Raw genomic sequence first — 24909 nt, forward strand, 5'->3', positions numbered from 1 at the left:
AAGGGAAACCCCGGATGGTGCCGGTTTTCCGCCCCATTCCTTGCCGGTGGCTCCCCCCCGCCGCGGTTTCCCAGATTCGAACGGAGCACGACTCCCATGCGCGTCTTGTTAGCCGACGACCATTCGATCATCCGCAACGCCCTGAAGTTCATCCTTCAGGACCTGGAAGCCGAGGTGACGTTCGAGGAGGCCCGGGAATATCCGTCGCTGGAAGATCGGCTGGCGGCCGAAGGGCCGCCGCTCGACATGGTGGTGATGGACCTGCAGATGCCCGGTTACGAGGGTCTGGCGCAGATCCGCCGCATCGTCGAGCGCGCCGCCCCAACCCCGATCGCCGTCTTCTCGATGATGGAGGCGGTCGAGGATATGCGGGCGGTGCTGCGCCAGGGAGTGCGGGCCTTCATCCCCAAATCCACCGATGAGGCCCTGATCGGCACCCTGCTCAAACTGGTGGCCGGCGGCGGCACCTATGTTCCCGCCCAGGTCAGCGGCATCTCCGACTGCCGCTTCCCGCCCCCGCTCAAGGTCGTCCTCGCCACCGATATCCGAACCATCGGCGAAGACTTCGACGACAATCCCCGGCTCAGCGACCTCACCCGTCGCCAGCGCGAGGTCCTGGCCCTGATGAGCCAGGGGCTGTCCAATCTGGAGATCGGCAACCGTCTGGGTCTTAATCTGTCAACGGTGAAAACCCATGTCACCGGGATCTTGAAGGCGCTTGACGCCGGCAACCGCACCCAGGCGGTGCTCATGGCCCGCGGCCTCGACCACGGGTGAGACGGGTCCGCAGATTTTCGCTCAAGACGCCGAGGGGAAGGCCCGTGCGGTCCGATAGGCGTCGACGAAGCGGAGGAAGTCGGCCTCGGGCAGCGGCTTTTCGATCAGGAAGCCCTGGATCATGTCGCAGCCATTGTCGCGCAGCCAGGCCAATTGCCCCTCGGTCTCGATCCCCTCGGCCACCGTGCGCAGTCCCATCTGGCCGGCAAGCCCGATGATCATGCGCGGGATCGAGCTTTCCTCGGGCAGATCGCTGACGAAACTGCGGTCGATCTTGAGGATATCGATGGGCAGGTTCTTCAGATAGGCCAGCGAGGAATACCCCGTGCCAAAGTCATCGATCGACAGGCGAACGCCATGGCTGCGCATCTCGCGCAGCAGATGGGCGCTGACCTCGATGCTGCTCATCAGGGCGCTTTCGGTCACTTCGACTTCCAGCAGTTCGGGATCGGCGCCGCTCGCCTGGATGATATCGAGGAAATCGTCGATGAACCGCTCGTCCTTGAGCTGGCGCACCGAGACATTGATGGCGATCGGCACCGCGCCGGCGTGGCGGCGCCAGCGCCGTTGCGCCTGACAGGCCTCGCGCAGCACCCATAGCCCGATGTCATAGATCATGCCGGTTTCCTCGGCGATCGAGATGAAGCGGCCCGGCGGCACCAAATCTCCGTTCAAGTCCCAGCGGATCAAGGCCTCGCAGCCGCTGATACGGTTCGAGCGCAGATCAAGCTTGGGCTGATAGTGCAAAACGAATTGGCCCTTTTCGATCGCCGAGCGCAAGGACGCCTCGGTCCGCAGCCGCACCAGGGCGTTCTCGGTCATCGAGCGGTCGAAGAACGCCCATTGGCCCGGCCCGCTCGCCTTGACCGCATACATCGCCGTATCGGCATTGCGCAACAGCCCCTGGGGGGTGGCACCATCGACCGGATAACAGGCGATGCCGACCGAGGTGCTTGAATGGACCAGGGTGCCATCGACCTCGATGGGCCGTTTGACCGTGGTGATCAGCCGGCGGGCGATGCGGGCCAGATCGTCTTCGCGCTCATAGCGGTCAATGAGAACGACGAACTCGTCGCCGCCCAACCGCCCCACCGCCCCCAGGCCGGCGACCACCGCGTCGAACCGCCGTCCGATGTCCTTGAGGATGAGATCACCCGCCTCGTGTCCCAGGCTGTCGTTGACGTGCTTGAACATGTCGAGATCAAGAAACATCACCGCGCAGCGGCCACCGTCCAGGGCGACCCGGTTGATCGTCGCGTCCATCATCTCAAGGATCAGGCTGCGGTTGGGCAGATCGGTCAGCGGATCGCGGGTGGCCAACAGCCGCAGTTCCCCCTGCACCTCGGCCAGCCGGCCCAACAGATGATTGAGCCGGTTGGTCATGCGGCCGATTTCATTGCGTTGATGGGCGCGGGGAACGGTCAAAACCGTGGCGGCGGGATCTTCGGGATCAACATCGGCGACGCCGCGGGCAACGCGGATGATCGGCCGCGAGATGAACAGGTGGAAGACGATGCTGGTGGTCAGGGCCACCACCAGCACGATGACCAGAATGCCAAGCACCTGATCGGCCAGTCGATCGGCGATCCCCCGGATGAAATGGTCCTTATCGAAGGTGATAAAGACGAAGCCGACGACCATCCCCTGGTAATGGTCGTCGGTCGGGCTCGAAAAGCGCAGATCAAGGGTCATCTCGCTTTTCAGATCGACCAGCCAACCCAGATAGCTTTCCCATAGGGAGGGCGCGACGACCGGCTGGGCGCTTTGGCCATCGGCGAAAACCCGGCCATTGGAATCGATGACGTGAATGGAGCGAATGGGATTGGCGCGCAGCGCATCGCTGATGATGGCCTTGGCGGTTTCCGCATCGAAATTCCACAGGGCGTTCGACAACCCCGATTGCAAGGACGAGGCCGTCCGATCGCGCAAGATCAGATAATCGCGGTCGGCGGCGCTGGCCAGCCAGACCGTTTGCATGCCCAGAAATCCCAAAGACACCGCAAGGCTAAGCAGGGAGACCCGCAAAGCCTGCTGAACGGCGAGAAATTTTCCGAGCACCGGTTCTCCCCCGTCTGTGTCAAAGATCCCTGGATTTCCCCCGACCGCGCGCACCGACCCCGCGACGCGGATCAGGCGCCACCACAAGCCCCACTCTAACTGATTTTCTTAACCCACCCCAACAATTCGTCTAGATCGGCGGAAAGATCATCCGCCCTCCCCTCGGCCTCACGAGCATAAGGCGTCCTCGACCAAACCGCACAGCAGGTGGCCAACGGCGATATGCATCTGCTGGATCTGCGGCGTCTGCGTCGAGGGAACCCTGATGCACAGATCGCAGACCTCGGCCATCTTGCCGCCCCCCGCCCCGGTCAGACCGATGACCGAAACGCCCTTTTCCCGCGCCGCCTCGATCGCCTTCAGCACATTGGCGCTGTTGCCGCTGGTCGACAGGGCGACCAGCACATCGCCGGGACGGCCATGGGCGCTGACTTGACGCGAAAAGATATGATCGAAGCCGTAATCATTGCCGACGGCGGTAAGGGTCGAGGTGTTGGTGGTCAGCGCCATCCCGGGCAACGGCGCCCGTTCCTTCAGATAGCGGCCCTCCAGTTCCGCTGCCAGATGCTGGGCATCGGCGGCCGACCCGCCATTGCCGCAGAACATCACCTTGCCGCCGGCGCGCAGGCTGGCCGTCACCACCCCCGCCGCCTCGGCGATGGCCGGCGCGCAGTCCCCCAGGCGGATGAAACAATCGGCGGCGGTCTGACAAAAAGCCCTGATCTCGTCTTCCACGGTCTGGTCCCATAAGCAGGTGTGGCAAAGCCATTTCTGATACCCGCCCGGCCGGTCCTTGACCAGTCCTCATCACTCAAAGGCGCCTTGCCGCTGTCAATGGGCGCGGTTCCAGCCGGCGGCGTGGGGGCCGTCGGCGGGGGCCATCAGTGTGAAAGATACGGTGGTTCCCCGGCCCGGAACCGACCGCAGCCGGATATCGCCGCCATGGCGCTCGACGATGCGCCGACAGACGGCCAAACCCAGGCCGGTCCCGGCATAGGTGCCGGCGCTATGGAGACGACGGAACAGATCGAAGACCTGGGCATGGTAGGCCTCGGCGATGCCGATGCCGTTGTCGCCAACGCTGATCCGCCAACAGCCATCGACGTCGCGCAAAGCCGAAATCCGCAGTTCGGGGGGGCGATCGGGGTTGCGGAATTTCAGGGCGTTGTCGAGAAGATGGGTGAACAAAAGCCGCAATTGGCCGCGGTCGGCCGAGACCACCGGCAGCACCTCCACCCGCACACAGGCCCCCGCCGCCGCGATTTGGGGTTCAAGCTCGGCGATAACCTCGGCCACCACCTCGTCAAGCACCACCACCGTCCGCTCCAATTGCGCGCGATCAAGGCGCGAGTATTCCAAAAGCCCCTCGATCTGGTCGCGCATCCGCCCGGCGCCGCCAACCACGAAGGAAAAGAACTCGGCAACCTCGGGATCGATATCGGGCCCCAGGCGGCGTTCGATCAGTTGGATGAAGCCGGCGATCGATCGCAGGGGTTCTTGCAGGTCGTGCGAGGCGATGAAGGCGAAGCGCTCGAGTTCGCGGTTGGAGCGCTGAAGCTCGACCCCGCGTTCGGCCAGCCGGCTCAAGGCGTCGCGGCGTTGTTCGACCATGCGGTTGGCCGAGGCGGCGAGATCGCGGTATTCCAGGAACTCCATGGCGGCCGGATCGATCTCTCCCCGGCCCTGGGCAGCCTCGTCAAGAAACGCCAGAAAGCGGCGGTGGCTGGCTTCCAGGCGGCGACGCACCCGCAGCAAGCCCCAGGTGATCGTCAGCCCGGCCAGGCCGATCAAGGCGATGCCGCCCAGAACCTCCCAGGCCAGGGCCGTGCGCATCACGCCAAGCCGGTTATTAGCCAGGGCGTCGATATCATCAAGCATCACCCCGGTGCCGACATACCATCGCCAATCGGCGATCGCCGCCACATACGAGAGTTTCCGGGCATTGACCCGGGAGCCGTAGGGCGCCCGATACTCGACGAACCCCGGGCGACCGCTGCGCGCCTGATCGATCAGCAGCGCCACTGGCTTGACCCCGTCGCTATCGGTCAGCTCGCGCTGATCGCGGCCCTGCCCCGGACCAAGCAGGGCCACCCCTTCCCAGGTGCCGACGAAAATATCGCCAACCCCGCCATTTTCCGCGGCCAGGGTTTCCAGCGCGGCGCGCTGAAGCGCCGCCTCTCCGGCCTCGACCAACCGCCATGAGCCGATAACCCACTCAAAGGGGGCGAAGGCCTCGACGTAATAAATCCGCCGCGCCGCGCCCTCGCCGCTTCCCAGATATCCGCCGCCCCCGCGGGCGAGCGCCCAAAGCTCGGCCACCAGCGCCGCCGAAGGGGGCGGCGATCCGGCCGGCGATCCCCCTGCGGCGTCAAGAACGAACAGACCCCGGTCCTCCGCGCCCGCGTCAAACGCCTGAAGGGCATTGGCGATCAGCCCCGGCGCCCCCGCCGCTCCCGGGCGCGGGGGGGAAGCCGACAGGGGCGAAGACGGCGCCTTGCCATAACGGTTAAGCAAATGGTTGGCCAGACTCCGCGCCTGGATGACTTCGGCCTTGAGCGCGTCAAGGCGCTCCCGCTCGGCTTGGGCGCGCAAGCCGCCAACCACGCGCAACGCCCGTTCCACCGTGCCGCGCAAAGCCTGTTGGCGTTCGATCAACAGGCTCGAGCGCAGAATATCGGCGCTGATCGCCATATCCTGGGCGCGGCCGATCCCCCACAAAACCGAGAGCATGAGCAAAAAAATCAGCGAGGCGCCAACGGTGGTCAGGCTGAGGACCTGGATCAGACTGCGCGTGGGCGGGGCGTGGTCCCGGCGAACCTTGATCATTCAAATACCCCAACGCGGCCCGTCGGATCCCCGCGATCCCGCCACCACGCGTTTTTCCCGCCCATGCTATCTCAAAAGGCCGGCACCAGAAAATTCGTCTGTCGGAAATTCGCCCGCCCCCTGACTCAAGGGGCGTTTGAAAAATCGACCGGGCGGCGTGCCAGATCGGAAATCGGCCGATCGCGTTGACAAGTGAGGGATCCCACCCGATGGTAGAGGGAAGCGGATCGGGGTGAGGAAATGACAGCCGGAATCGACAGAGACACCATTGAAAACCTGCTGATAAATCTTGGTCAGCACCTTTCGAAACCAACCCAACTTTGTGTGATCGGCAGTAGCGCCGCCCTCATCGCCGGGCAGGCTGAACGTCAGACACTCGATATTGATGTTTGGAACCCCAAGTCTGATTTCGATGTCGGCGACCTGAAGAGGGCCTGCGAGAACTCCGGCGTGCTCTATGACCCCAAAGGCGAAATCGACCCCACCGCCCTGTATCTTCAGGTCATCCGTCCGGGGATCGTATCATTGCCGATGGACTTTCCGGTCGAGACGCTTGGCAGATATGGCAATCTGACCCTTGTCATGCCGCCGCCGGATTTGATCGTCGCGGCCAAACTCTCCCGGGGAGAGGATCGCGACCTCGAAGATGCGGTATGGTGGGTCCGAGGCAGAGGTCTCACCGAGCACCGAATCGAAGCGGCGATCGATCAGCTGCCAAATGACTTCGACCGAGAGACGGCCAAAGAGAACATGGTCTTTATCAAACTTGCGACCAAGTAGCCAAGATCATGAGACGATCGAAGCGCACCCTTCATGTCGAAGCCATGAACACTCTTTTAAACAACGAGATTATTTCCGTTATAAAAAATCATGATTGGGAATTGCTTGAAGAAGTGGCGAGACTCGCCGCGAAAGACGCCCCCCTTGACATGGCCGCCACCGATCCGGCCATGTTCATTACCTTGAGAAATGCGATTACCCGATTCCATGTGAAGGGCTGGTCGCAGATGACCCCTGAGCGGGTCCATCTTATCGCCAAGGGTCTTGCCGAGCCCCCCCTTCTGCCTATGGGCTAAGTCCGCGGACGAAAGCCCGCCGCGATCCCGCGACAGGATCCGGGGTCGCCACCAAAAAAAATCGGGGCTCCCGCAGACTCCGCCCATCAGGCCGAGCCCGCGGAAACCCCGTTTCTTGGACGTTTCCTCCCGGGATCGGGCGACCCTTGGGTCGGCACGCCGAAGCCTGCCTTCCAGGTCGTCCTCCATTACCTGAACCATACCATAGGGCGATTTATCCGGGTAGGATAATTCTATCTTGCGTTGCACCAATTCGACAGGCACCGGAATTCCCGCCGCGTTCGAGCGGTGAGCGGGAAATCCGCTCCCCGTTCACCGCTTTAACAGGCTGTTAAAAACCCCTTTCCCGTGATGTCCTGGCATGTTTCCCTCTTCCCGTGATCGATTTGGGGAAAGGGCCATGCGGGGCGGCGATGTTCGGACGGAGAGCTTGTTTTCGTCTGTGAGTTGCGAGGCCTGGGGTCCGGCGGGTCATCCGCTCCGAGCGGCAGCTGATGGAGCAGATCGGCTACGATCTGCTGTTCCGCTGGTTTGTCGGGCTGTCGAGGGACGCGCCGGTGTGGGAGGTCACGGTCTTCACCAGGAACCGCGACCGACTGCTGGCGGGGATGAGGCGCCGGGACCGGGCCGCATGGAGAACCACAACGGCTTGGTGGTCGGCGCCCTGGTCACCCAGGCCACCGGCACCGCCAAGCGCGAAGCGGCCCTGGTCGATGGGCTGAAAGCCAAGGGCCGCATCACGCCGGCTGCCGACAAGGGGTACGACGTCCGCGCGTTCGTCAAGGATCTGCGCGCCCGCAGGGTCACGCCCCCCATCGTCCGCAACGAACAGCGCAAAGAGGACGGCACCCTGCGGCGGCGCAGCGCCATCGACGGACGCACCCCCCGCCATCCCGGCTACGCCATCCGCTTGCGCATCCGCAAGCGGATCGAGGAGGTGTTTGGCTGGATCAAGGCCGCCGCCGGCCTGCGCAAAACCCGCCACAAGGCACCGTCCGCGTCGAGTGGGTCTTCCCCCTGAATGGCGCCACCCACACCCTCGTCAGGCTGCCCAAACGGATACGGGCTGCCTGAGGATACCCGGAATTCGCCTCAAATCGGCGGATTCCGGCAAAAATGGCCGCAAACGCGGTCCGTAACCCCACGCCAGCACCGTCAAACAACGCTGGAAGAGGGGGAAAAGGGGCGAACAGATAGGTTTCTCCGCAGCCTGTTAGAGATCTCAACCAAACCCCGGAGCATATTTAATGTCTCTCGCTTTTGATACCACCTCCTACCTGACGACCTACCCGGACGTCGCGCGGGCGGTGTCATTAGGCCAGTTCGCCAGCGCCAAGGAGCATTTCGACCAATATGGCGCCAAGGAACTGCGCAACCCCACCAGCTGGTTCGACGCCGCCTATTACGCCGCCCAGAACCCCGACGTGCTGAATGCCGTGTCCAGTGGTGTCTTCCCCAGCGTCTGGGCCCACTTCCTGGCTTTTGGCATCAACGAAGGCCGTGCGCCCTTGGAGGCCTTGGCGACGTTCGATAAGGCCATCTATCTGGCCGCCAACACCGATGTGGCCGCCGCCGTGGCCAATGGCACCATGCCTTCGGCCCTCTTCCACTACGTGGCTTTCGGCATGGACGAAGGCCGTCCTAGCGGCCAAACCTTCATCCTGACGACGGCTCAGGACCCGTTCACCGGCACCAGCGGCGCCGACGTGATCCGTGGCGTGGCCGGCGCTCCCGTGGGCGCCCAGGATCAGACGACCCTGAACTCGTCGGACGTGTTGGACGGCGCCGGCGGCGACGACCGCCTGGTCATCAATCTGACCGGCAACTACGGCGGCGGCGCGACGATCAAGAACATCGAAACGCTGCAGCTTGGCACGAACGTCAACGCCGCCAACGGCGCTGGCGTGACATTCGACTACAACGTCAACGCCGGCGCCTATGAGGTCACCGGTGTCAAGACCATCGTCGCCAACCAGATCACCACGGGTGAGTCGCTGACCGTCACCAACGTGACCCCGACGGCGACCGGCGCCAACCCGATCCCGGCGCTGACCTGGGCGAACGAAAAGGGCTCCGTCGCCGGCACCGTTGGCCTGACCTACCGTCAGGCGGCCGTCAACGGCACGGCCGACAACCAAGCCGTCACCCTTCGGAACGTCACCACCGGCGTCCTCAACATCGGCGCCGGCGTTGAAACCCTGACCCTCACCTCCGCCGGAAGCGACAACAACACCCTGGCCACCAGCGCCAACATCGACACCGGCATCAACGCCGTGGCCGCCGACCTGATCTCCCCGGGCTCGCTGACCAAGGTCGTCCTGACCGGCGCTGTCGCCATCGGCAAGGCCGGCGGCGTCGTCACCTCGGCCACATCGGCCACCTCGGCCACCTCGGCCACCTCGGCCACCTCGGCCACCTCGGCCACCTCGGCCACCCAGGGTCTCGTCGATCGCGCCGTGGGTGTCGATAGCGGCCTGACCACCGGCGCCACCGCCTCCGACCTGCTGTCCGTCGGCGCCCGCGTGACCACCGTGGACGCCAGCGCCATGACCGGCTCGGCCAACGTGCGCTTCGTCGCCAAGACCAATGGCTCCGCCACCGACGTCGCCTTCACCGGCGGATCGGCGGGTGACTACGTCGAATTCGAACTCGGCAACGTCAAGGCCAGCGGCGGCGCCGGCGCCGACACCTTCGCCTTCATCACCCAGGCGGCGGGCGTGACGAACTCCACCTACGGCTCGGGCGACACCATCAGCGGTGGCGAAGGCGCCGACACCCTTCAGATCGGCGTGAACGGCCAGGGCACCTACACGCTGTCGACCACCGAGTTCAAGAACACCACCGGCGTCGACGTTTTGGACCTGCGTGGCGCCACCAACACCGTCACCGTCGACAGCACCCTGGTGAGCGGCGCCGATGCCGGCAAGTTCGAGATCCACACCGACCGGATCGTGCAAACCTCGGCGACCGACGCGGCCAACCCGGCCGGTGGCCCCAACAACGCCCGGGAAGACAACAGCGTCAACACGGTGAACCTGACCGACCTGACCACTTCGCAGGGCGTGAAGTTCGTCGGTGGTTCGGGCTCCGACCGTCTGGTGCTCGACAACGCCGCCTTCAACCAGAAGGTGGACCTAGCGGGCGGCACCAACGGTGGCGCCCCGGCCGCCGGCGACTACGATACCCTGACCGTCCTCAACGGCGCGATTCTCAGCAGTAGCGATCTCGCCCATGTGTCCGGCTTCGAGGGCCTCGTCCTTGCGGAGAGCGGCACCGGCAAGGCGACCTTCTCGATCACGCTGACCGCAGCCTTCGTGCTGAAGAACGCCGCCGCCCGCAATAGCGGCGCCACCAGCATCAATGACACGATCTTTCAGATCGGCACCGCCGCGGCCGGCAACGGCAACGCCCTGGAGGCCGGGGATACCGTTACCCTCGACATCTCCGACCTGCTGGACGGCGCCGGCACCGCGCTGAAGGCCACGCTCGGCGCCCGCCAGATCGACACATCGACCCTGACGGCCGCCAATGTGACCGTCAACTATGTGGTGAATGGCGCGGCGGCGACCGCGGCGCAGATCGCCCTGGTGACCGCCACCGACGCCAACGCGGCCGATGTGATGAATTCGGCGGCGAACATGACGGGTGGCGTTGTTGCGCCGACGACGGGTGGCGTTGTTGCGCCGGTTGTGGTTGCCCTGACCGCTGGCGGCAGCTTCACCGGGACGGCTGGCACGAACGACACCTTCCAGGGCACCGTGGCCTCGCTCAACGGCACGACCGTCACAGGCACGGCCGCCGACACCGAGACCCTGCAGTTGACCGACGCCGGGACCGTCGCCATCAACAACGGCACCACCGGCGGCACCGTCACGAACATCGACAGGCTTATCCTTGCCAATGGCACGAACACGATCAGCTTCGCGGCCGGCTCGGGCATCACCACCGTGACGGGTGGTACGGGCGCTGACGATGTCACTCTCGACACTTTGGCGCCGACAACGTCCGTCAACCTGGGCGACGGCGATGACGTCCTGCGTGCCTCTGGCACCCTCACGGGCACCTTGAATGGCGGCGGTGGTGGGGCCGATATCCTTACCGGGACTGCTACTGCTCCGCTTAACATCTCGGGTGCGACCGTTTCCGGCTTCGAGGTCTTCGACTTCTCCAATAGCGCGACCCCGGTCACCTCGACCATCGCGCAGTTCAGCGGCTTCTCGTCATTCACCAACTTTGACGCTGGTGACGGTCTCACCTTCAGCGATGCTGGTGCGATTACGCTGAACCCCACCGTTGGAACCTACGGTCTGGCTAATGGAACCAACACGGTTGATGCCTCCTCGGCGGCAGACTACTCGGTGACGGGTGGTACGGGCGCCGATACCATCACCTTTGGTGGCACGTTGACCGCCGCTGACACCGTTGCCGCTGGGCTTGGTACCGACACCCTTATTGTGACGGGTGCGGCTACCGGCTCTGCCAATATCACCGGTGTTGAGAACATCCTTGTTAACTACGGTACGGCGGCAACCTTCACCACGGGTGCCATTGCCCCGGGTGTTGCCTCGACGATTGATGCTTCGGCCTCCACGGCGGCCGTAACGCTTGACGCTTCGGCTTATGTTGCGACGACGAGCCTGAACATTGTTGGTGGTCGGGGCGACGACATCATCACCGTAAATACAGAGGACGCTCAGCGCGCGCTGGTTACGGTGTCTCTCGCCACCGGTGGAAGAGACAGGGTCGTGATCTCGAACACCGCGGCGGATGCGACGAAGAGCGCCGTTACCATTACCGGCTTTACGCCTGGAGACGATAAAGTGAAGTTTAATGGTTTTGGTTCAGACCACGGCATTTTAACTTACCAGCGGATCGACAGCGATAACACACCCGTTTTCAGTGTTGAGGCCAACAACACCGTCATTGCAATCAAAAGTATTTGGGCGACCTCAACGTCGTCGGACGCTACTAACGGCGGTGCGCTCGAAACACTGCTTGCAAATGCGATTGGCCTCGCTGAGAATTATGACTATCTGGCGATCGTGTACGGGGGCGGTAACGCCCAGTTGGTGCACATCACGAGCACGGCAGGCGGAACCGACCTGACCACTGCCACTATGGCTATCGAAATTGTTGCTCAGATCAACGGGATCGCCGCTGACTCGCTTAGCGATTACAACTTCTTGTAGTGATCCTAACAGGCTGCGGAAAACCCCTTTCCCCTGACGTCCTGGCATGATCCCCTCTTCCCCTGATCGATTGGGGGAGAGGGCCATGCGGGGCGGCGATGTTCGGACGGAGAGCTTGTTTTCGTCTGTGAGCTGCGAGGCCCGGGGTCCGGCGGGTCATCCGCTCCGAGCTGCAGCTGATGGAGCAGATCGGCTACGATCTGCTGTTCCGCTGGTTTGTCGGGCTGTCGAGGGACGCGCCGGTGTGGGAGGTCACGGTCTTCACCAGGAACCGCGACCGACTGCTGGCGGGGATGAGCCGCCGGGACCGGGCCGCATGGAGAACCACAACGGCTTGGTGGTCGGCGCCCTGGTCACCCAGGCCACCGGCACCGCCAAGCGCGAAGCGGCCCTGGTCGATGGGCTGAAAGCCAAGGGCCGCATCACGCTGGCCACCGACAAGGGGGACGACGTCCGCGTCGATTGGGTCTTCCCCCTGAATGCCGCCACCCAAACCCTCGTCAGGCTGCCCAAACGGATACGGACTGCCTGAGGATGCCCGGAATCCGCCTCAAATCGGCGGATTCCGGCAAAAACGGCCGCAAACGCGGCCCGTAACCCCACGCCAGCACCGTCAAACAACGCTGGAAGAGGGGGAAAGGGGGCGAACAGATAGGTTTTTCCGCAGCCTGTTAGTGGGAGAGCAACAGGGGAATGCGGGCATTGCCCAACAGATGACGGGTCACGCCGCCCAGGATCAATTGACGCAGGCGGCTATGGGTATAGGCGCCCATCACCAGCAGATCGGCCTTGACCTCGTCACAGGCGGCGACCAGGGCCTCGCCCGCCCGGGTTCCCGCCGCCGCATGCAGCACCCGCACCCCGGCCTTGACCCCATGCCACGCCAAATGGCGTTCCAGTTCGTGGGCGGTGGCATCGGCCCCCTCCTCGTCGATCTCGGCGATCAGCACCGTCACCTCCTGGGCGGCCACCAGGAAGGGCATCGCCCCCATCACGGCGCGGGCGGCTTCGGCGCTGCCGTTCCAGGCGATGGCGATGCGCCGACCGATCTCGGCGGGGGCCTGGGGCGGGGCGACCAGAACCGGCCGGCCGCTTTCAAGCAAGGCGGCGTTCAGGGTCAGCAGCGACGGCGGTTCGCCGTGCAGACCGGGCTGCCCCAGCACGAGAAGATCGGCGACACGGCCGCGCATCGCCACATGCTCGGGCTCGGCTCCCCGCGCCTCCTGCCAAGAGGCGCTGGGGCCGCCCGGGCCCGGCGGGGTATCGTCAAGAACGATCGCCAGTTCGGCGCAGACGCGGGTGAAAAGCCCGTGGGCTTTGGCGGCGCGCTCGCGAGCTTCCTTCTCGGCGGCTTCCACCATTTCTTCGACCAAGGCCCCGGCCATCGCCTCGCCCACATAGGGCACGGCGGCCGACGCGTCGATCCGAACATGGAAACCCTCGACATGGCAGCCCAAATCACGGGCGAGAACGAGGGCCGTCCGCAAGGGGGCCTCCCCCGTTGCCTCATCGCCCACGACACTAAGAATGGTGCGGATGCCGGTCATCGCGATACTCCTGATCTTGATAGACCTAGAAAACGTCAGGGATCATTATGCGCCCGGAGAGAACGCAATAAAAGGATGAAGGTCAACTACTTAGCCCCAAAGCGGCCAATCCGGCGATCACCGTGTCCTTCTTGGGGCCCGATGAATCCACCCGGGCCCAGGTCACCGCCCCCAGATCGAAATCCTCTTGATTGGCGCGAACCGCCAAGGTGACATCCGAGGGATTGCGCACCCGGGTTTCGATCCGCCGCATGGCCAGATCGACGGGGGTATGCACCCACAGCCCGGCGAAGGGCACCCCGGCCTCGGCTGCGATGCGTTCGGCATTGGCCCTTTCGCCCGGTCTGGCGTGAACGCCGTCCAGCACCACCGAATGGCCGCAAGCCAAAGCCAACCGGGCCTCGGCTTCGAGCCTCTGATAGGTGCGGGCATGCATCTCTGGCGTATAGCCCTCGGGCCCCAGGCTTTGATAGGGCGACAATCCCATCAGGCGCTTGCGCAACACATCGGTGCGCAAAACCAGGGCGCCGGGGGCGCAGCCCAGATGGGGGGCGATTTCACGGGCCAGCCGCGACTTGCCGCTGCCCGATAATCCGCCCACGGCGACCATACGGGGGGACCCGGGGGTCAGATAGCCCGTGGCCTGGGCCAGATAGCGGCGGCCCTCGGCGATGAGTTTGGCGGCTTCATCACCATCGGATTGGTTGGCGGCGCCGGCGGCGGTGACAAAGGCGCGAATGGTGGCGCGCAGGGCCAGGAACAGCGGCAAGGCCGCAAGCCCCCCGGTATCGCCGGCGAATTCCATATAATGGTTGAAGGTGATCGAGGCCAGCCGGCGGTGCCCCCGGTAATCGAGATCCATCAGCAGATAGGCCAGATCATAAAGCACATCGATGCGGGCGAAGGTCTCGGTGAAATCGATGGCATCGAACAGAGCCGGGCGATTGTCCCACAGCACGATATTGCGCAAATGCAGATCGCCATGGCAGCGCCGCACCCGCCCGGCCGCCGCCCGCTCGGCCAACAGCGGCTTGAGGCGCTGATGGGCGGCGCGCAAGGCGGCCGCGACCTCGTCGCTCAGGGCCTCGCCCAGAAGCCCGCGCTGTTCGGCCAGTTCGGCCAGGGCGCCTTCCAGATTGCGGCCGAAGCCCAGGCCATGGTCATCGTCGATCCTCTCGGCCCGCTCGTGGGCGGCGAAGATCACCTCGGCCAGATCGCTCATCTGATGGCGATCCAGATGGCCCAGGGCAAGGCGGCGATCAAACAGCGCCCCTTCATCAAAGCGGTTCATGACGACCAGCCATTCCACCGGCTCCCCGGCGCCATCCAGGGCCAGGGTGCCGTCGCTCTCGCGGGTTACGGGCAGGACGCCCCGATAAAGCCCCGGCGCGCCGGGGGCGTTGATCGCCACTTCGCGCTCGCAGCAGGCTTTGCGCGCCGCCAGGGTGGTGTGATCGAGATAGGGCAGCGCCACCGCCCTCTTCAGCTTCAAAACCCGCTCGCCGGCCAGAAACAAAGCCGAAATATGGGTATGGACCTGATCGACCCGATCGACGCCCGGCCCGTGGGTTTCGGGCTTGGCGAGAAAGGTGAAAACGGCGCGTTGTGACTTCGGGATCATCGCCTGTGCCGCGGTGCGGCCGTTGTTGAGCCTGACCCAGAGTGCCACAGCCCGCCCGCCACCACCAGAGGAAGCTGAAAGACCGCGGCGGTGGCGGTCGCCAGCCCCCGAGTCGCGGCGCCGCCCGCCGCCCACCCGCCCGATAGCCGCTGATCTTCCGTCATAACGGAGCGCCGTCCGCGATAGTGGACAAGGTTTCCGCCGCCCCCGGGGGGATGTCTTGTATAGCGGAGGAAAGAGAAGGACCGCCCCCGGCGCGCCTTGTGGGCTTGTCCGGCGAGGCCTAACACGGTTGTCGAAGCGCTTGAGACACCCGTTCCAAGCGCAAAAATCGGAGAGATCTGATGATGACCACGATGCCGATGCCCACCGCCATGATGCCCCAGATGCCGCAGATGATGCCGCAAATGATGCCGATGATGGGGTCCATGATGCCCCAGATGATGGGGTCCATGATGCCGCAGATGATGCCGATGGCCGGCCAGATGCCGATGATGATGGGCGCGATGATGCCCCAGATGATGCCGATGATGACCTGTACCATGACCTGCGAAATGACCCCCACCGGCATGGTCTGCACGATGATGCCGACGGACGGCCTGTCGATGGACATGATGAAGGACTGCTGCACGCGCATGATGGCGATGATGACGGCGGGCCTGCCGATGATGATGATGTGCGGTGGCATGCCGATGATGGCCTGCATGACGGCCGCCGCCTAAAGGCCCCGTCCCCGGCCATTACGGGGGCACGCGATCCGGCTGCGCCGCCCAGCGGCGCAGCCGCAATCGAAAAAACCAATGGCGCAGCCGCAATCGAAAGAACCAATGGCGCAGCCGCAATCGACCCTACGAATGAAGTTTTATCGATCCGCTTGCGCAACCGAAAAACTGCGTATGCGGACGCAAGCCAGCCTTTTCAGGAAATCCGCCCCCGTCGCCGGGGTCAGCCAACGGTTTCCACATAAGTCATGACCAGATAGAAGACCGTGTCATCACCGCCGGGATTGCGATAGGCGTGATCGATATCGGCTTCGAACTGCAGGGCGTCGCCGGGGTCCAGCCGATGGATGCGCGGGCCGCTATCCACCTCGAGCACGCCGCGCGCCACCGTCAGCGTCTCGACCGTACCGGCGGGATGGGGGTGGGATTGGGCGATGGAATGCCCCGATAAAACCACCTCATAGAATTCGACGCGGCGCGGCGCATCGAAGGGAAACAGCGCGCGCGAGGAAAACCGCCCATCGGTCGAGGTCAGCCAACTGGCTTCCGAACGCCGCAGCACGACGGCCTTCGACAGCGCCGGCGCGGCGACGAAGGCCGAGAACGGCACATCAAGCGCCCGGGCGATCTTCCAAAGCACGGTGATCGTCGGCGCGCTGCGCCCCAGTTCGATCTGACCCAGCATGGCGCGGCTGACCCCCGACAGCTTGGCCAGCCGGTCGAGCGATAATCCGCGCCCGGTGCGCAGGCGGCGCAGATTCTCGCCGACCACCGGCATCAGATCCTCGGCCGATCGGCCAAGGTCTGCGGCGGTCGGCGGCTCGAAGGACGGGATCGTCGCCGAGGGCCTGCCCGCTTCCCTGAAGAACGGGGCGGCGTCCCGGTCAGGGAGGGCAAGGACGGCGGCCTGCGGCGAGGACGGGGCGTCCTCGTCTCGCTCGCGGACAAGGCGGCCCGTTTCGTCGGTCATCGTCCTCACCGCGCGGCGGGCATCGCCACCATCACCCAAACCGGACACCACAGCATCATCGGCATCGGCATCGCCACCGCCATCGTCGCCGGGCGCGACACCTGGGACACGGGCGCCGTGGCGGCGGCGCGACGGCGGCGAAACGCGGCGAGATCGATGACGGTGGCAGTGGTCTGGGCCATGGGATGAACACCCTGGGGCTGGGGATGGGAAAGCGTCGGCGCCGTCCGCGCAGCGGGGGGCGGGCGACGGAGAAAACTCTAGATCCCCGATCGACAACCGTCAAATATTTGTGTGATTAAGATTTAATTAACAATAAATCGCTGTAAAATATTTCCTCACAGCCTGTCGGTCTGCCCGCCGGCCTGCTTGCGCCCTCGCGAAGGGACGGTGTCGGCGTCTTCGCAATACAGGGAATGCAAGACGCGCAGAATGGCCCCGGCCTGGGGGCCGTTCAGCGAGTAATAGATGGTCTGGGCCTGCCGGCGGGTCTTGACCACGCCGTCCTTGCGCAGGCGGGCCAGATGTTGGGACAGCGCCGATTGCGACAGCCCAACCACCCGCTCTAATTCGCCGACGCTCCGCTCGCGGTGCATAAGGTGGCATAAGATCAACAAGCGATGCTCATTGCTCATGGCTTTGAGCAAAGCGCTGCCTTTTTGGGTCTGGCCTTGCAGGGCGAGAAGATCAATATCCATCGGTTTTACCTGTTTTCATCAGGCATTAAATTAGAGGAATATCGGGATACAACTCAAGTGAGACTAAAGGCGTTGATGGACTACGACCATATTTTCCCGCCGAAAGTCCCTCTTTGGTTTTATAGGCCTGATAATTTCCCCTCTAAAGCAGACGACTATCGCCCCTGGAAGGCGAAAGCGAACCCCTGCGCAACCAAGTTTTGGAAAGCCCCTTGCGTACATCAGCACTGCCTGAAATATAGGAATCGAAGGGCTGCAAAAAACTCATAACGACGCCCGGGGAGGAAGACATGACGACATTGTTGGTCTCTCATCATGCCTGTGTCGAACACGATCCCGGGGCCTTCCATCCGGAATGTCCCGACCGGTTGCGCGCCGTTCAGCGGGTCCTTGAAGCCGAGGACTTCATGCTGCTGTTGCGCGACGAAGCTCCCCATGTGACCCGCGAACAGCTGCTGCGGGTCCACCCCCTCTCGCATGTCGAATTTCTTCTCGATCACGTGCCGCGCGAGGGCACCTATCACATCGACGGCGATACGGTGATGTCGCCGGATTCGGGCGAGGCCGCCCTGCGCGCCGCCGGCGGCATGGTTCAGGCGGTGGACGCGGTGATGGACAAATCGGTCCGCAACGCCTTCGTCGCCGTCCGTCCCCCCGGTCACCACGCCGAACTGGCCACGGCCATGGGCTTCTGCCTGTTCAACAACGCCGCCATCGGCGCCTATCACGCCCGGGCGCGCTGGGGGGCCGAACGCGTCGCGGTGATCGACTGGGACGTTCACCACGGCAATGGCACCCAGCATATCTTCTGGGATGATCCGGCGATGTTCTATGCCTCGACCCACGAGGCCCACAGCTTTCCCAATACCGGCTTCGTCGATGAAACCGGCGGTCACGGCAATATCGTCAATTGCCCCCTGCGCTCGGGCGCCGACGGCCTGCGCTTTCGCGAGGCCTTCACCGAGCGGATCACCCCGGCGCTGCGCGCCTTCGCCCCCGATCTGATCATCATTTCCGCCGGCTTCGACGCCCATGTGATGGACCCGATGGCCAATCTCAACCTCAAGGTCGCCGATTTCGTCTGGGCGACCGAGCAGGTCCTCGATGTCGCCAATGACGTCTGCGACAGCCGGGTGGTGTCGGTGCTCGAAGGCGGTTACGATCTGACGGCCCTGGCCTCTTGCGTCTCGGCTCACGTCAAGACCTTGATGGAACGCTGACCCCGCCCGAAAACCGCCGGGCTTTGGCGTAAACGCGGTTTCGGTGGGCGGTGTGCGCGGGGCGGTTGCTCCGCGCCCCGCCTGTCGTTACAATCCCGCGCCTTTGCAGCAGCCGAAGGCCGTCATGTCCGACGATATCAAACACGGCGTCTCCCGCGGCCCCTCGGGCTCCGGCGCGGATGAAAATGGCATCGACATCGCCAGCCTGTCTTTCGAACAGGCTTTGACCGAACTCGAGTCCATCGTGCGCAAGCTCGAACAGGGAACGATCGAGCTTGATCAGGCGGTCGGCGCCTATGAGCGGGGGGTCGCCCTCAAGCGCCATTGCGAAGCCAAGCTCGCCGAGGCGCGGATGAAGGTCGAGCGCATTTCCCTGGGCCCCGACGGCAGCGTCGGCACCGCCCCCTTCGATGCGACGTGAAAGACCATCGGCGAGACCGGAGCATTCATGAAGTGGGGGACCTTGGGACCGTGAGTCATCTCAACGAAGTCATGGCCGCCGAAGCGCTGGCCATCAACGATCACCTGTCGCAACTGATGCCGGCGACGGACGGCCCCGAGGGGCGGGTCGTCGACGCCATGCGCTACGCCGCCCTTGAGGGCGGCAAGCGTCTGCGGCCGTTTCTGGTCTTGCAGTCGGCGCAGTTGTTTTCGGTGTCGCGGGCCTGCGCGCTGAATGTCGCCGCCGCCATCGAAATGATCCACTGCTACTCGCTGATCCACGACGACCTGCCGGCGATGGATAACGATGATCTGCGCCGGGGCCGCCCCACCGTCCATCGGCAATACGACGAGCCGACCGCCATCCTGGCCGGCGACGCCCTGTTGACCAAGGCCTTCGAGGTCATCGCCCTGCCCGGCACCCATTCCGATCCGGCGGTGCGCTGCGACTTGGTCACGGAGCTGGCGATCGCCGCCGGCGCCAAGGGCATGGTCGGCGGTCAGATGATCGATCTGATGGCCGAACGCGGCCTGATCGACGGCGCGCTCGACGTTCCGGCGATCACCCGCATGCACCAGCTCAAGACTGGGCGGCTGATCAGCTTCTCCTCGATCGCCGGGGCGATCCTGGGCAAGGCGCCGCGCTCGCAGCGTCAGGCCCTGTTCAATTACGCCCATGATCTGGGTCTGGCCTTCCAGATCGCCGACGACCTGCTCGATGTGGAGGGCGATACCGCCACCCTGGGCAAGACCGCCGGCAAGGACGAGGCCTCGGGCAAATCCACCTTCGTTTCCCTGCTTGGCCTCGAGCGCGCCCGCGATCAGGCCGACATGCTGGCCGAACAGGCCGTCAATCACCTTGACGCCTTCGACGAGAAGGCCGACCTGCTGCGCGCCGTTGCCCGTTTCGTCGTCGACCGCAAAAGCTGAAGCCCCCCGGGGGTGTTTCCCCCCGTCAAGGGACGGTTTTCATACGAGGAGAATTCCGCCGTGACATCGAGACCGATAACGCCGCTTTTGGACACGATCCGCGGTCCTTCGGACACACGGGGTCTTTCGGTGGCGCAGCTGGAGCAGCTGGCGCGCGAAGTGCGGGCGGAAATGATCGACGCGGTCTCGGTGACCGGCGGTCATCTGGGCTCGGGGCTTGGGGTGGTCGAGCTGACGGTGGCCCTCCATCACGTGTTCGACACCCCCGACGACCGCATCATCTGGGATGTCGGCCATCAGTGTTATCCCCACAAGATCCTGACCGGGCGGCGCGATCGCATCCGCACCCTGCGCCAGGGCGGCGGGCTGTCGGGCTTCACCCTGCGCGAGGAAAGCCCCTATGACCCCTTCGGCGCCGGGCATTCCTCGACCTCGATCTCGGCGGGTCTGGGCATGGCCATCGGCTCGGCCCTGGCCGGCGACGCCCGCGACGTGGTGGCGGTGATCGGCGATGGCTCGATGAGCGCGGGCATGGCCTATGAGGCGATGAACAACGCCGGGGCGGCCAAATCGCGGCTGATCGTCATCCTCAACGACAACGACATGTCGATCGCCCCGCCGGTGGGGGCGATGAGCGCCTATCTGTCGCGGCTGCTCAGTTCGAAAAGCTGGCTGTCGATCCGCACCCTGGCCAAGGAGATCGTCGCCCGCCTGCCCGACGCCCTGGAGCGCACGGCCAAGCGGGCCGAGGAATACGCCCGCGGCATGGTGACGGGCGGTGGCACGCTGTTCGAGGAGATGGGCTTTTATTACGTCGGGCCGATCGACGGCCATCGCATGGACCATCTGGTGCCGGTGCTGCGCAACGTGCGCGAGGCCGGGCGCGATGGTCCGGTGCTGATCCACGTGGTGACGCAAAAGGGCAAGGGCTATGCCCCGGCCGAGAACGCGCCCGACAAATACCACGGCGTGTCGCGCTTCAACGTGGTGACCGGGGTTCAGGAAAAGGCCAAGCCGCAGGCGCCGTCCTATACGGCGGTGTTTGGCAAGCAGCTGGTGGCGGCGGCGGCCAAGGACCACCGCATCGTCGCGGTGACGGCGGCGATGCCCGGCGGCACCGGCCTTGACAAGCTGGCGGCGGCCTATCCGCAGCGCTGCTTCGATGTCGGCATCGCCGAACAGCACGCCGTGACCTTCGCCGCCGGTCTGGCCTGCGAGGGGTTGAAGCCCTTCGTCGCCCTCTATTCCAGCTTTTTGCAGCGCGGCTATGATCAGGTGGTCCACGACGTGGTCTTGCAGAAGCTGCCGGTGCGCTTCGCCATCGACCGCGCCGGGTTCGTCGGCGCCGACGGGGCGACCCATGGCGGCGTCTTCGACATGGCCTTCCTCGGCTGCCTGCCCAATCTGGTGGTGATGTGCGCCGCCGACGAGGCCGAGCTGGCGCGCATGGTGGTGACGGCGGCCGGCCATGACAGCGGCCCGATCGCCCTGCGCTATCCGCGCGGCGAGGGCGTGGGGGTGGAGATCCCCGAGGATCCCCAACCTTTGGCGATCGGCAAGGGCCGCATCGTGCGCGAGGGCAAGGGCGTGGCCCTGCTGTCGATCGGCACCCGGCTGCAGTCGTGCCTGGAGGCCTGCGAGATCCTGGCGGCGCGCGGCCTGACGCCGACGGTGGCCGACGCCCGCTTCCTCAAACCCTTCGACGAGGAGCTGGTGGCCGATCTCGCCGCCCGCCACGAGGTGCTGATCGTCGTCGAGGAAGGCGCGATCGGCGGCTTTTGCTCCCATGTCGCCACCTGGCTGGCCAATCAGGGCCTGCTCGACGGCGGCCTCAAGCTGCGCGCCCTGCATATCCCCGACCGCTTCTTCGAGCACGACGCGCCCGAGGTCCAATGCGCCAAGGCCGGCATCGACGCCCAGGCCATCACCACCGCCGTCCTCGACGCCCTCAAGCTTGAAACCAGCGCCACCATCGACGCCGGCGCCCTGAAGGCGTGACAGGCGTGAACGACGACACGGCGGCCGATGACCGGCGCCCCCCGGGCGACAAGCGCCCGGGCAAGCTGCGCCTTGACCAGCTTCTGGTCGATCGCGGGCTGGTCGAAAGCCGGGCCAAGGCCCAGGCGGTGATTCTGGCCGGGCTGGTGTTTTCGGGCGAGCGGCGGCTGGAAAAGGCCGGCGCCCCGGTGGCCGCCGATCTGGCCATCGATGTCCGGGGCCAGCCCCATCCCTGGGTGTCACGCGGCGGTATGAAGCTTGATAAGGGGTTGGACAGCTTCGGCTTTTCCGCCGAAGGCCTGACCTGCCTCGATGTCGGCGCCTCGACCGGCGGTTTTACCGATGTTCTGCTGACCCGGGGAGCGGCCAAGGTCTATGCCGTCGATGTCGGCTATGGCCAGCTGGCCCACAAGCTGCGCACCGATGAGCGGGTTATCGTTCTGGAACGCACCAACGCCCGCCACCTTGACGCCACGCTGATCCCCGAGCCGGTGGGCGCCGTGGTCTGCGACGCCAGCTTCATCGGCCTGCGCACCGTTTTGCCCGCCGCCCTGGGCCGGGCGGCGCCGGGGGCCTTTCTGGTCGCCCTGATCAAACCGCAGTTCGAGGTCGGCCGCGAGCGCGTCGGCAAGGGCGGCGTCGTCCGCGATCCCGCCCTTCACGCCGAAGTCTGCACCACCATCACCGACTGGCTGGCCGCCCTGCCCGGCTGGAGCGTCGTCGGCCTGACCGAAAGCCCGATCAAGGGCCCGGAAGGCAACATCGAATTCCTCATCGGCGGCCGCTTCTCCGGGGTGTGAGCAAACCGGCCGCCCTTCGGCATGCCAACGGCCCGGCCGGGATTGTCCCGCCGGGCCGTTTCTTATGATCAGCGCCCGATCACCGGCATGGCCAGAGGTCCGGCCGAGGTGGCGCGCAGGCCGTCGATCGTCGGCGCAAGCTCGCTGCTCAGCCCGCTGACCAAGCCCAGCGCCGCCCGGACGCTGCGCACGCCGCCGATCTGCTCGGCGCTCATCAGGGCGCGCAACAGCCACTCCGGCCCCTCGCGCTTGGGATAGACGGTGATCGCCAGGGGGGCATGGGGGTCGAGACCGGCTTCCGTGCGGGCCAGTTCGATCGCCGTTTGCAGCCCGCCCAGGGCATCGACCAGCCCATGGGCCAGGGCATCCTCGCCGGTCCACACCCGACCGCGCGCCGCCTCTTCGATCGCTTCGGGCGACAGGCCGCGCCCGGCCGCCGCCTTGCCGGTGAAATCGGCATAGATGGCATCAAGGATCTGATCCATGCGCCGCTGCCCGGCCTCGTCGAAGGGATCGGTCAGGCTAAACAGCGCCGCGTTGCGCCCGGCCTCCACCCCGCCCCAGGCGATGCCTAGGTCCTCGCTGGCCTTGGCGATGGTGAACTTGCCAGCGACGACGCCGATCGAGCCGGTCAGGGTGCCGGGCTGGGCGACGATCTTATTGGCGCCCATCGCCATGTAATAGCCCCCCGAGGCGGCGACATCGCCCATCGAGGCGATCACCGGCAGGCCGTGCTGGCGGGCCCGGCTGACCGCGCGCCAGACCAGATCGGAGCCGACATAGGATCCCCCCGGGCTGTCGATACGCAACACGATGGCGGCCACCCCGGCATCGTCCACCGCGCTATCGATGGTGGCGGCCAGGGCGCGGGCATCGATTTCCTTGCCATCGAAGGGGCTGACCTTGCCATCGCCGGTAACGATCGGGCCGCTGGCCGCAATCAGCGCCAGACCCTTGGCTCCGGGCGCCGGCTTGGCCTTGGCCTGACGCTCGGCATACTGGCCGACGGACAGATGCTCGTCGGTTCCCGCCCGCTCGCCCATCGCCTTGCGCGCCTCGTCGGGATAGCCCAAACGGTCGATCAGGCCGCTTTCCAGGGCCTCGGCCGCCAGCAGCGGCGAGCGATCGATCAGCCCGCGCACCTGATCTTCGGACAGGCCCCGGGCCTCGGCCACGGCGCGCACCACTTGCCCGCTCCAGCCCTGGACCAGGGCGCCAAACGAGATCTCCTGCGCTGGGCTCATCCCATATTGGGTGGCGGTGGCGGCGGCGTCCTTGAATTCCTTGCGGGCGATGAACTGCGGCAGGATGCCAAGATCATCAAGCAGCTTGCGCACGAAGGGCATGCGCACGGCGAAGCCGGTGGTGCCCAGCATGCCCGAGGGCTGAAGCCAGACATCCTCGACCGCCGAAGCCAGATAATAGGGAACCGTGCCCTGACCGAACTCGCCGATGGTTTCGGCATAGGCGATCGACGGCTTGCCCGAGGCGCGGAAGGCCAGGATCGCCTGACGCAGCTCCTGGGCCTGGGCCATACCCAAAGACCCCTCGCCGATGCGCACCATCAGCCCCTTGACCGTGGGATCGCTGGCGGCGGCGATCAGCCCCTCGGTCACCGCGCGCAAGGAGGGCCGCTCACCCTCCCCCGACAGGAATCCCAGGCCGGGAAGGGCGCCGCCGTCTTCGGAAAAGGATCCGCTGGCGTCAAGATCGAGAACCAATTTGGTGGGCAGGGGCTCATCCTTGCCGATGAAGGACGAGAGCGCCACCGCGCCACTCACGATAAGAACACTCGCCAGAATGCCGACGACCGCAAAAACGACCAGCAAGGCCTTGCCGATGAACCGCATGTAGTCCTCCGAGGGGATAAGCGGCCAACAGTGTAGCCCTTTCCACCCCCGAGACAAGCCGGCCGCGCCGGGATCGGCCTATCGGCGCGGCCGCGTCCCCGGACGCCCCTTGATGCAGATTGCGAGTTTTCCGGGGCTCCGCCGCAGTGTGAGGCGCCAGGACCCCCGCATTTTGCGAGAGGACCA

Annotated in this window: 21 protein-coding genes and 2 pseudogenes; 13 read left to right on the forward strand and 10 right to left on the reverse strand. The window is 65.2% G+C overall.

What is annotated here, in order from left to right; translation table 11 throughout:
• The first annotated feature begins 96 nt into the window (after window positions 1-96).
• Window positions 97-777: a response regulator gene (locus RRU_RS13445; RefSeq protein WP_011390353.1), complete on the forward strand. Its 681-nt coding sequence runs from the start codon at window positions 97-99 to the stop codon at window positions 775-777.
• Window positions 778-798: 21 nt separating this feature from the next.
• On the opposite strand, the gene RRU_RS13450 is transcribed toward RRU_RS13445, so the two are convergent.
• From RRU_RS13450 to RRU_RS13460, 3 genes are all read right to left on the reverse strand, one after another.
• Window positions 799-2835, reverse strand: a complete 2037-nt coding sequence (locus RRU_RS13450) for a putative bifunctional diguanylate cyclase/phosphodiesterase (protein WP_011390354.1) — start codon at window positions 2833-2835, stop codon at window positions 799-801.
• A 168-nt stretch (window positions 2836-3003) separates the two neighbouring features.
• Window positions 3004-3570: a D-sedoheptulose 7-phosphate isomerase gene (gene gmhA, locus RRU_RS13455; protein ID WP_011390355.1), complete on the reverse strand. Its 567-nt coding sequence runs from the start codon at window positions 3568-3570 to the stop codon at window positions 3004-3006.
• Between the two features lie 96 nt (window positions 3571-3666).
• Complete coding sequence (locus RRU_RS13460; RefSeq protein WP_011390356.1) at window positions 3667-5661, reverse strand: sensor histidine kinase; 1995 nt, start codon at window positions 5659-5661, stop codon at window positions 3667-3669.
• A 240-nt stretch (window positions 5662-5901) separates the two neighbouring features.
• On the opposite strand from RRU_RS13460, the gene RRU_RS13465 reads away from it, so the two are divergent.
• The 7 genes and pseudogenes from RRU_RS13465 (at window position 5902) to RRU_RS20040 (ending at window position 12458) form a co-directional block, all read left to right on the forward strand.
• Window positions 5902-6441, forward strand: a complete 540-nt coding sequence (locus RRU_RS13465) for a DUF6036 family nucleotidyltransferase (RefSeq protein ID WP_011390357.1) — start codon at window positions 5902-5904, stop codon at window positions 6439-6441.
• An 8-nt stretch (window positions 6442-6449) separates the two neighbouring features.
• The gene (locus tag RRU_RS13470; RefSeq protein WP_011390358.1) at window positions 6450-6737 is read left to right on the forward strand and encodes a hypothetical protein; all 288 of its coding nucleotides are present in this window, start codon (window positions 6450-6452) and stop codon (window positions 6735-6737) included.
• Window positions 6738-7210: 473 nt separating this feature from the next.
• Window positions 7211-7345 (forward strand): annotated as a pseudogene (locus tag RRU_RS20225) (transposase); the annotation flags it as partial.
• 23 nt (window positions 7346-7368) lie between these two features.
• Window positions 7369-7758, forward strand: coding sequence for a transposase (locus RRU_RS20230; RefSeq protein ID WP_014626417.1), 390 nt, complete (start codon window positions 7369-7371; stop codon window positions 7756-7758).
• A 226-nt stretch (window positions 7759-7984) separates the two neighbouring features.
• Entirely contained in the window at window positions 7985-11926 is a 3942-nt protein-coding gene (locus RRU_RS13480; protein WP_011390360.1) for a beta strand repeat-containing protein, read from the forward strand.
• 158 nt (window positions 11927-12084) lie between these two features.
• A pseudogene (locus RRU_RS20035) lies at window positions 12085-12219 on the forward strand (transposase); the annotation flags it as partial.
• A 23-nt stretch (window positions 12220-12242) separates the two neighbouring features.
• Window positions 12243-12458 carry a hypothetical protein gene (locus RRU_RS20040; protein WP_014626418.1) on the forward strand — a complete coding sequence of 72 codons (216 nt, stop codon included), beginning with the start codon at window positions 12243-12245 and terminating at the stop codon, window positions 12456-12458.
• A gap of 139 nt (window positions 12459-12597) precedes the next feature.
• On the opposite strand, the gene RRU_RS13490 is transcribed toward RRU_RS20040, so the two are convergent.
• The 6 genes from RRU_RS13490 to RRU_RS13515 all read right to left on the reverse strand — a co-directional run bounded on the left by RRU_RS13490 (window position 12598) and on the right by RRU_RS13515 (window position 17484).
• Window positions 12598-13473, reverse strand: a complete 876-nt coding sequence (locus RRU_RS13490; RefSeq protein WP_011390362.1) for a universal stress protein — start codon at window positions 13471-13473, stop codon at window positions 12598-12600.
• Window positions 13474-13555: 82 nt separating this feature from the next.
• A complete protein-coding gene (locus RRU_RS13495) occupies window positions 13556-15094 on the reverse strand; it encodes an AAA family ATPase (RefSeq protein ID WP_011390363.1) in 1539 nt (512 codons plus the stop codon).
• 283 nt (window positions 15095-15377) lie between these two features.
• Window positions 15378-15800 carry a hypothetical protein gene (locus RRU_RS13500; RefSeq protein ID WP_158308123.1) on the reverse strand — a complete coding sequence of 141 codons (423 nt, stop codon included), beginning with the start codon at window positions 15798-15800 and terminating at the stop codon, window positions 15378-15380.
• Between the two features lie 239 nt (window positions 15801-16039).
• Window positions 16040-16786 (reverse strand): helix-turn-helix domain-containing protein, encoded by a 747-nt coding sequence (locus RRU_RS13505; protein WP_011390364.1) that lies wholly within the window; start codon window positions 16784-16786, stop codon window positions 16040-16042.
• 5 nt (window positions 16787-16791) lie between these two features.
• The gene (locus RRU_RS13510; protein ID WP_014626421.1) at window positions 16792-16968 is read right to left on the reverse strand and encodes a hypothetical protein; all 177 of its coding nucleotides are present in this window, start codon (window positions 16966-16968) and stop codon (window positions 16792-16794) included.
• A 156-nt stretch (window positions 16969-17124) separates the two neighbouring features.
• Window positions 17125-17484, reverse strand: coding sequence for an ArsR/SmtB family transcription factor (locus RRU_RS13515; protein ID WP_011390365.1), 360 nt, complete (start codon window positions 17482-17484; stop codon window positions 17125-17127).
• Window positions 17485-17774: 290 nt separating this feature from the next.
• Between RRU_RS13515 and RRU_RS13520 the strand changes: the two genes are divergently transcribed.
• The 5 genes from RRU_RS13520 to RRU_RS13540 all read left to right on the forward strand — a co-directional run bounded on the left by RRU_RS13520 (window position 17775) and on the right by RRU_RS13540 (window position 22873).
• Window positions 17775-18704 carry a histone deacetylase family protein gene (locus tag RRU_RS13520; RefSeq protein ID WP_011390366.1) on the forward strand — a complete coding sequence of 310 codons (930 nt, stop codon included), beginning with the start codon at window positions 17775-17777 and terminating at the stop codon, window positions 18702-18704.
• Window positions 18705-18828: 124 nt separating this feature from the next.
• Window positions 18829-19125 (forward strand): exodeoxyribonuclease VII small subunit, encoded by a 297-nt coding sequence (locus tag RRU_RS13525; protein WP_014626422.1) that lies wholly within the window; start codon window positions 18829-18831, stop codon window positions 19123-19125.
• A gap of 71 nt (window positions 19126-19196) precedes the next feature.
• On the forward strand, window positions 19197-20075 hold the full coding sequence (locus RRU_RS13530; protein WP_014626423.1) for a polyprenyl synthetase family protein: 879 nt from the start codon (window positions 19197-19199) through the stop codon (window positions 20073-20075).
• 60 nt (window positions 20076-20135) lie between these two features.
• On the forward strand, window positions 20136-22073 hold the full coding sequence (dxs, locus tag RRU_RS13535) for a 1-deoxy-D-xylulose-5-phosphate synthase (RefSeq protein ID WP_011390369.1): 1938 nt from the start codon (window positions 20136-20138) through the stop codon (window positions 22071-22073).
• 5 nt (window positions 22074-22078) lie between these two features.
• Window positions 22079-22873 (forward strand): TlyA family rRNA (cytidine-2'-O)-methyltransferase, encoded by a 795-nt coding sequence (locus RRU_RS13540; RefSeq protein ID WP_011390370.1) that lies wholly within the window; start codon window positions 22079-22081, stop codon window positions 22871-22873.
• A gap of 68 nt (window positions 22874-22941) precedes the next feature.
• On the opposite strand, the gene RRU_RS13545 is transcribed toward RRU_RS13540, so the two are convergent.
• On the reverse strand, window positions 22942-24723 hold the full coding sequence (locus RRU_RS13545; RefSeq protein ID WP_011390371.1) for a S49 family peptidase: 1782 nt from the start codon (window positions 24721-24723) through the stop codon (window positions 22942-22944).
• Window positions 24724-24909 lie beyond the last annotated feature (186 nt).

Origin of the sequence: Rhodospirillum rubrum ATCC 11170 (assembly GCF_000013085.1) — a bacterium.
Lineage (GTDB): Bacteria > Pseudomonadota > Alphaproteobacteria > Rhodospirillales > Rhodospirillaceae > Rhodospirillum > Rhodospirillum rubrum.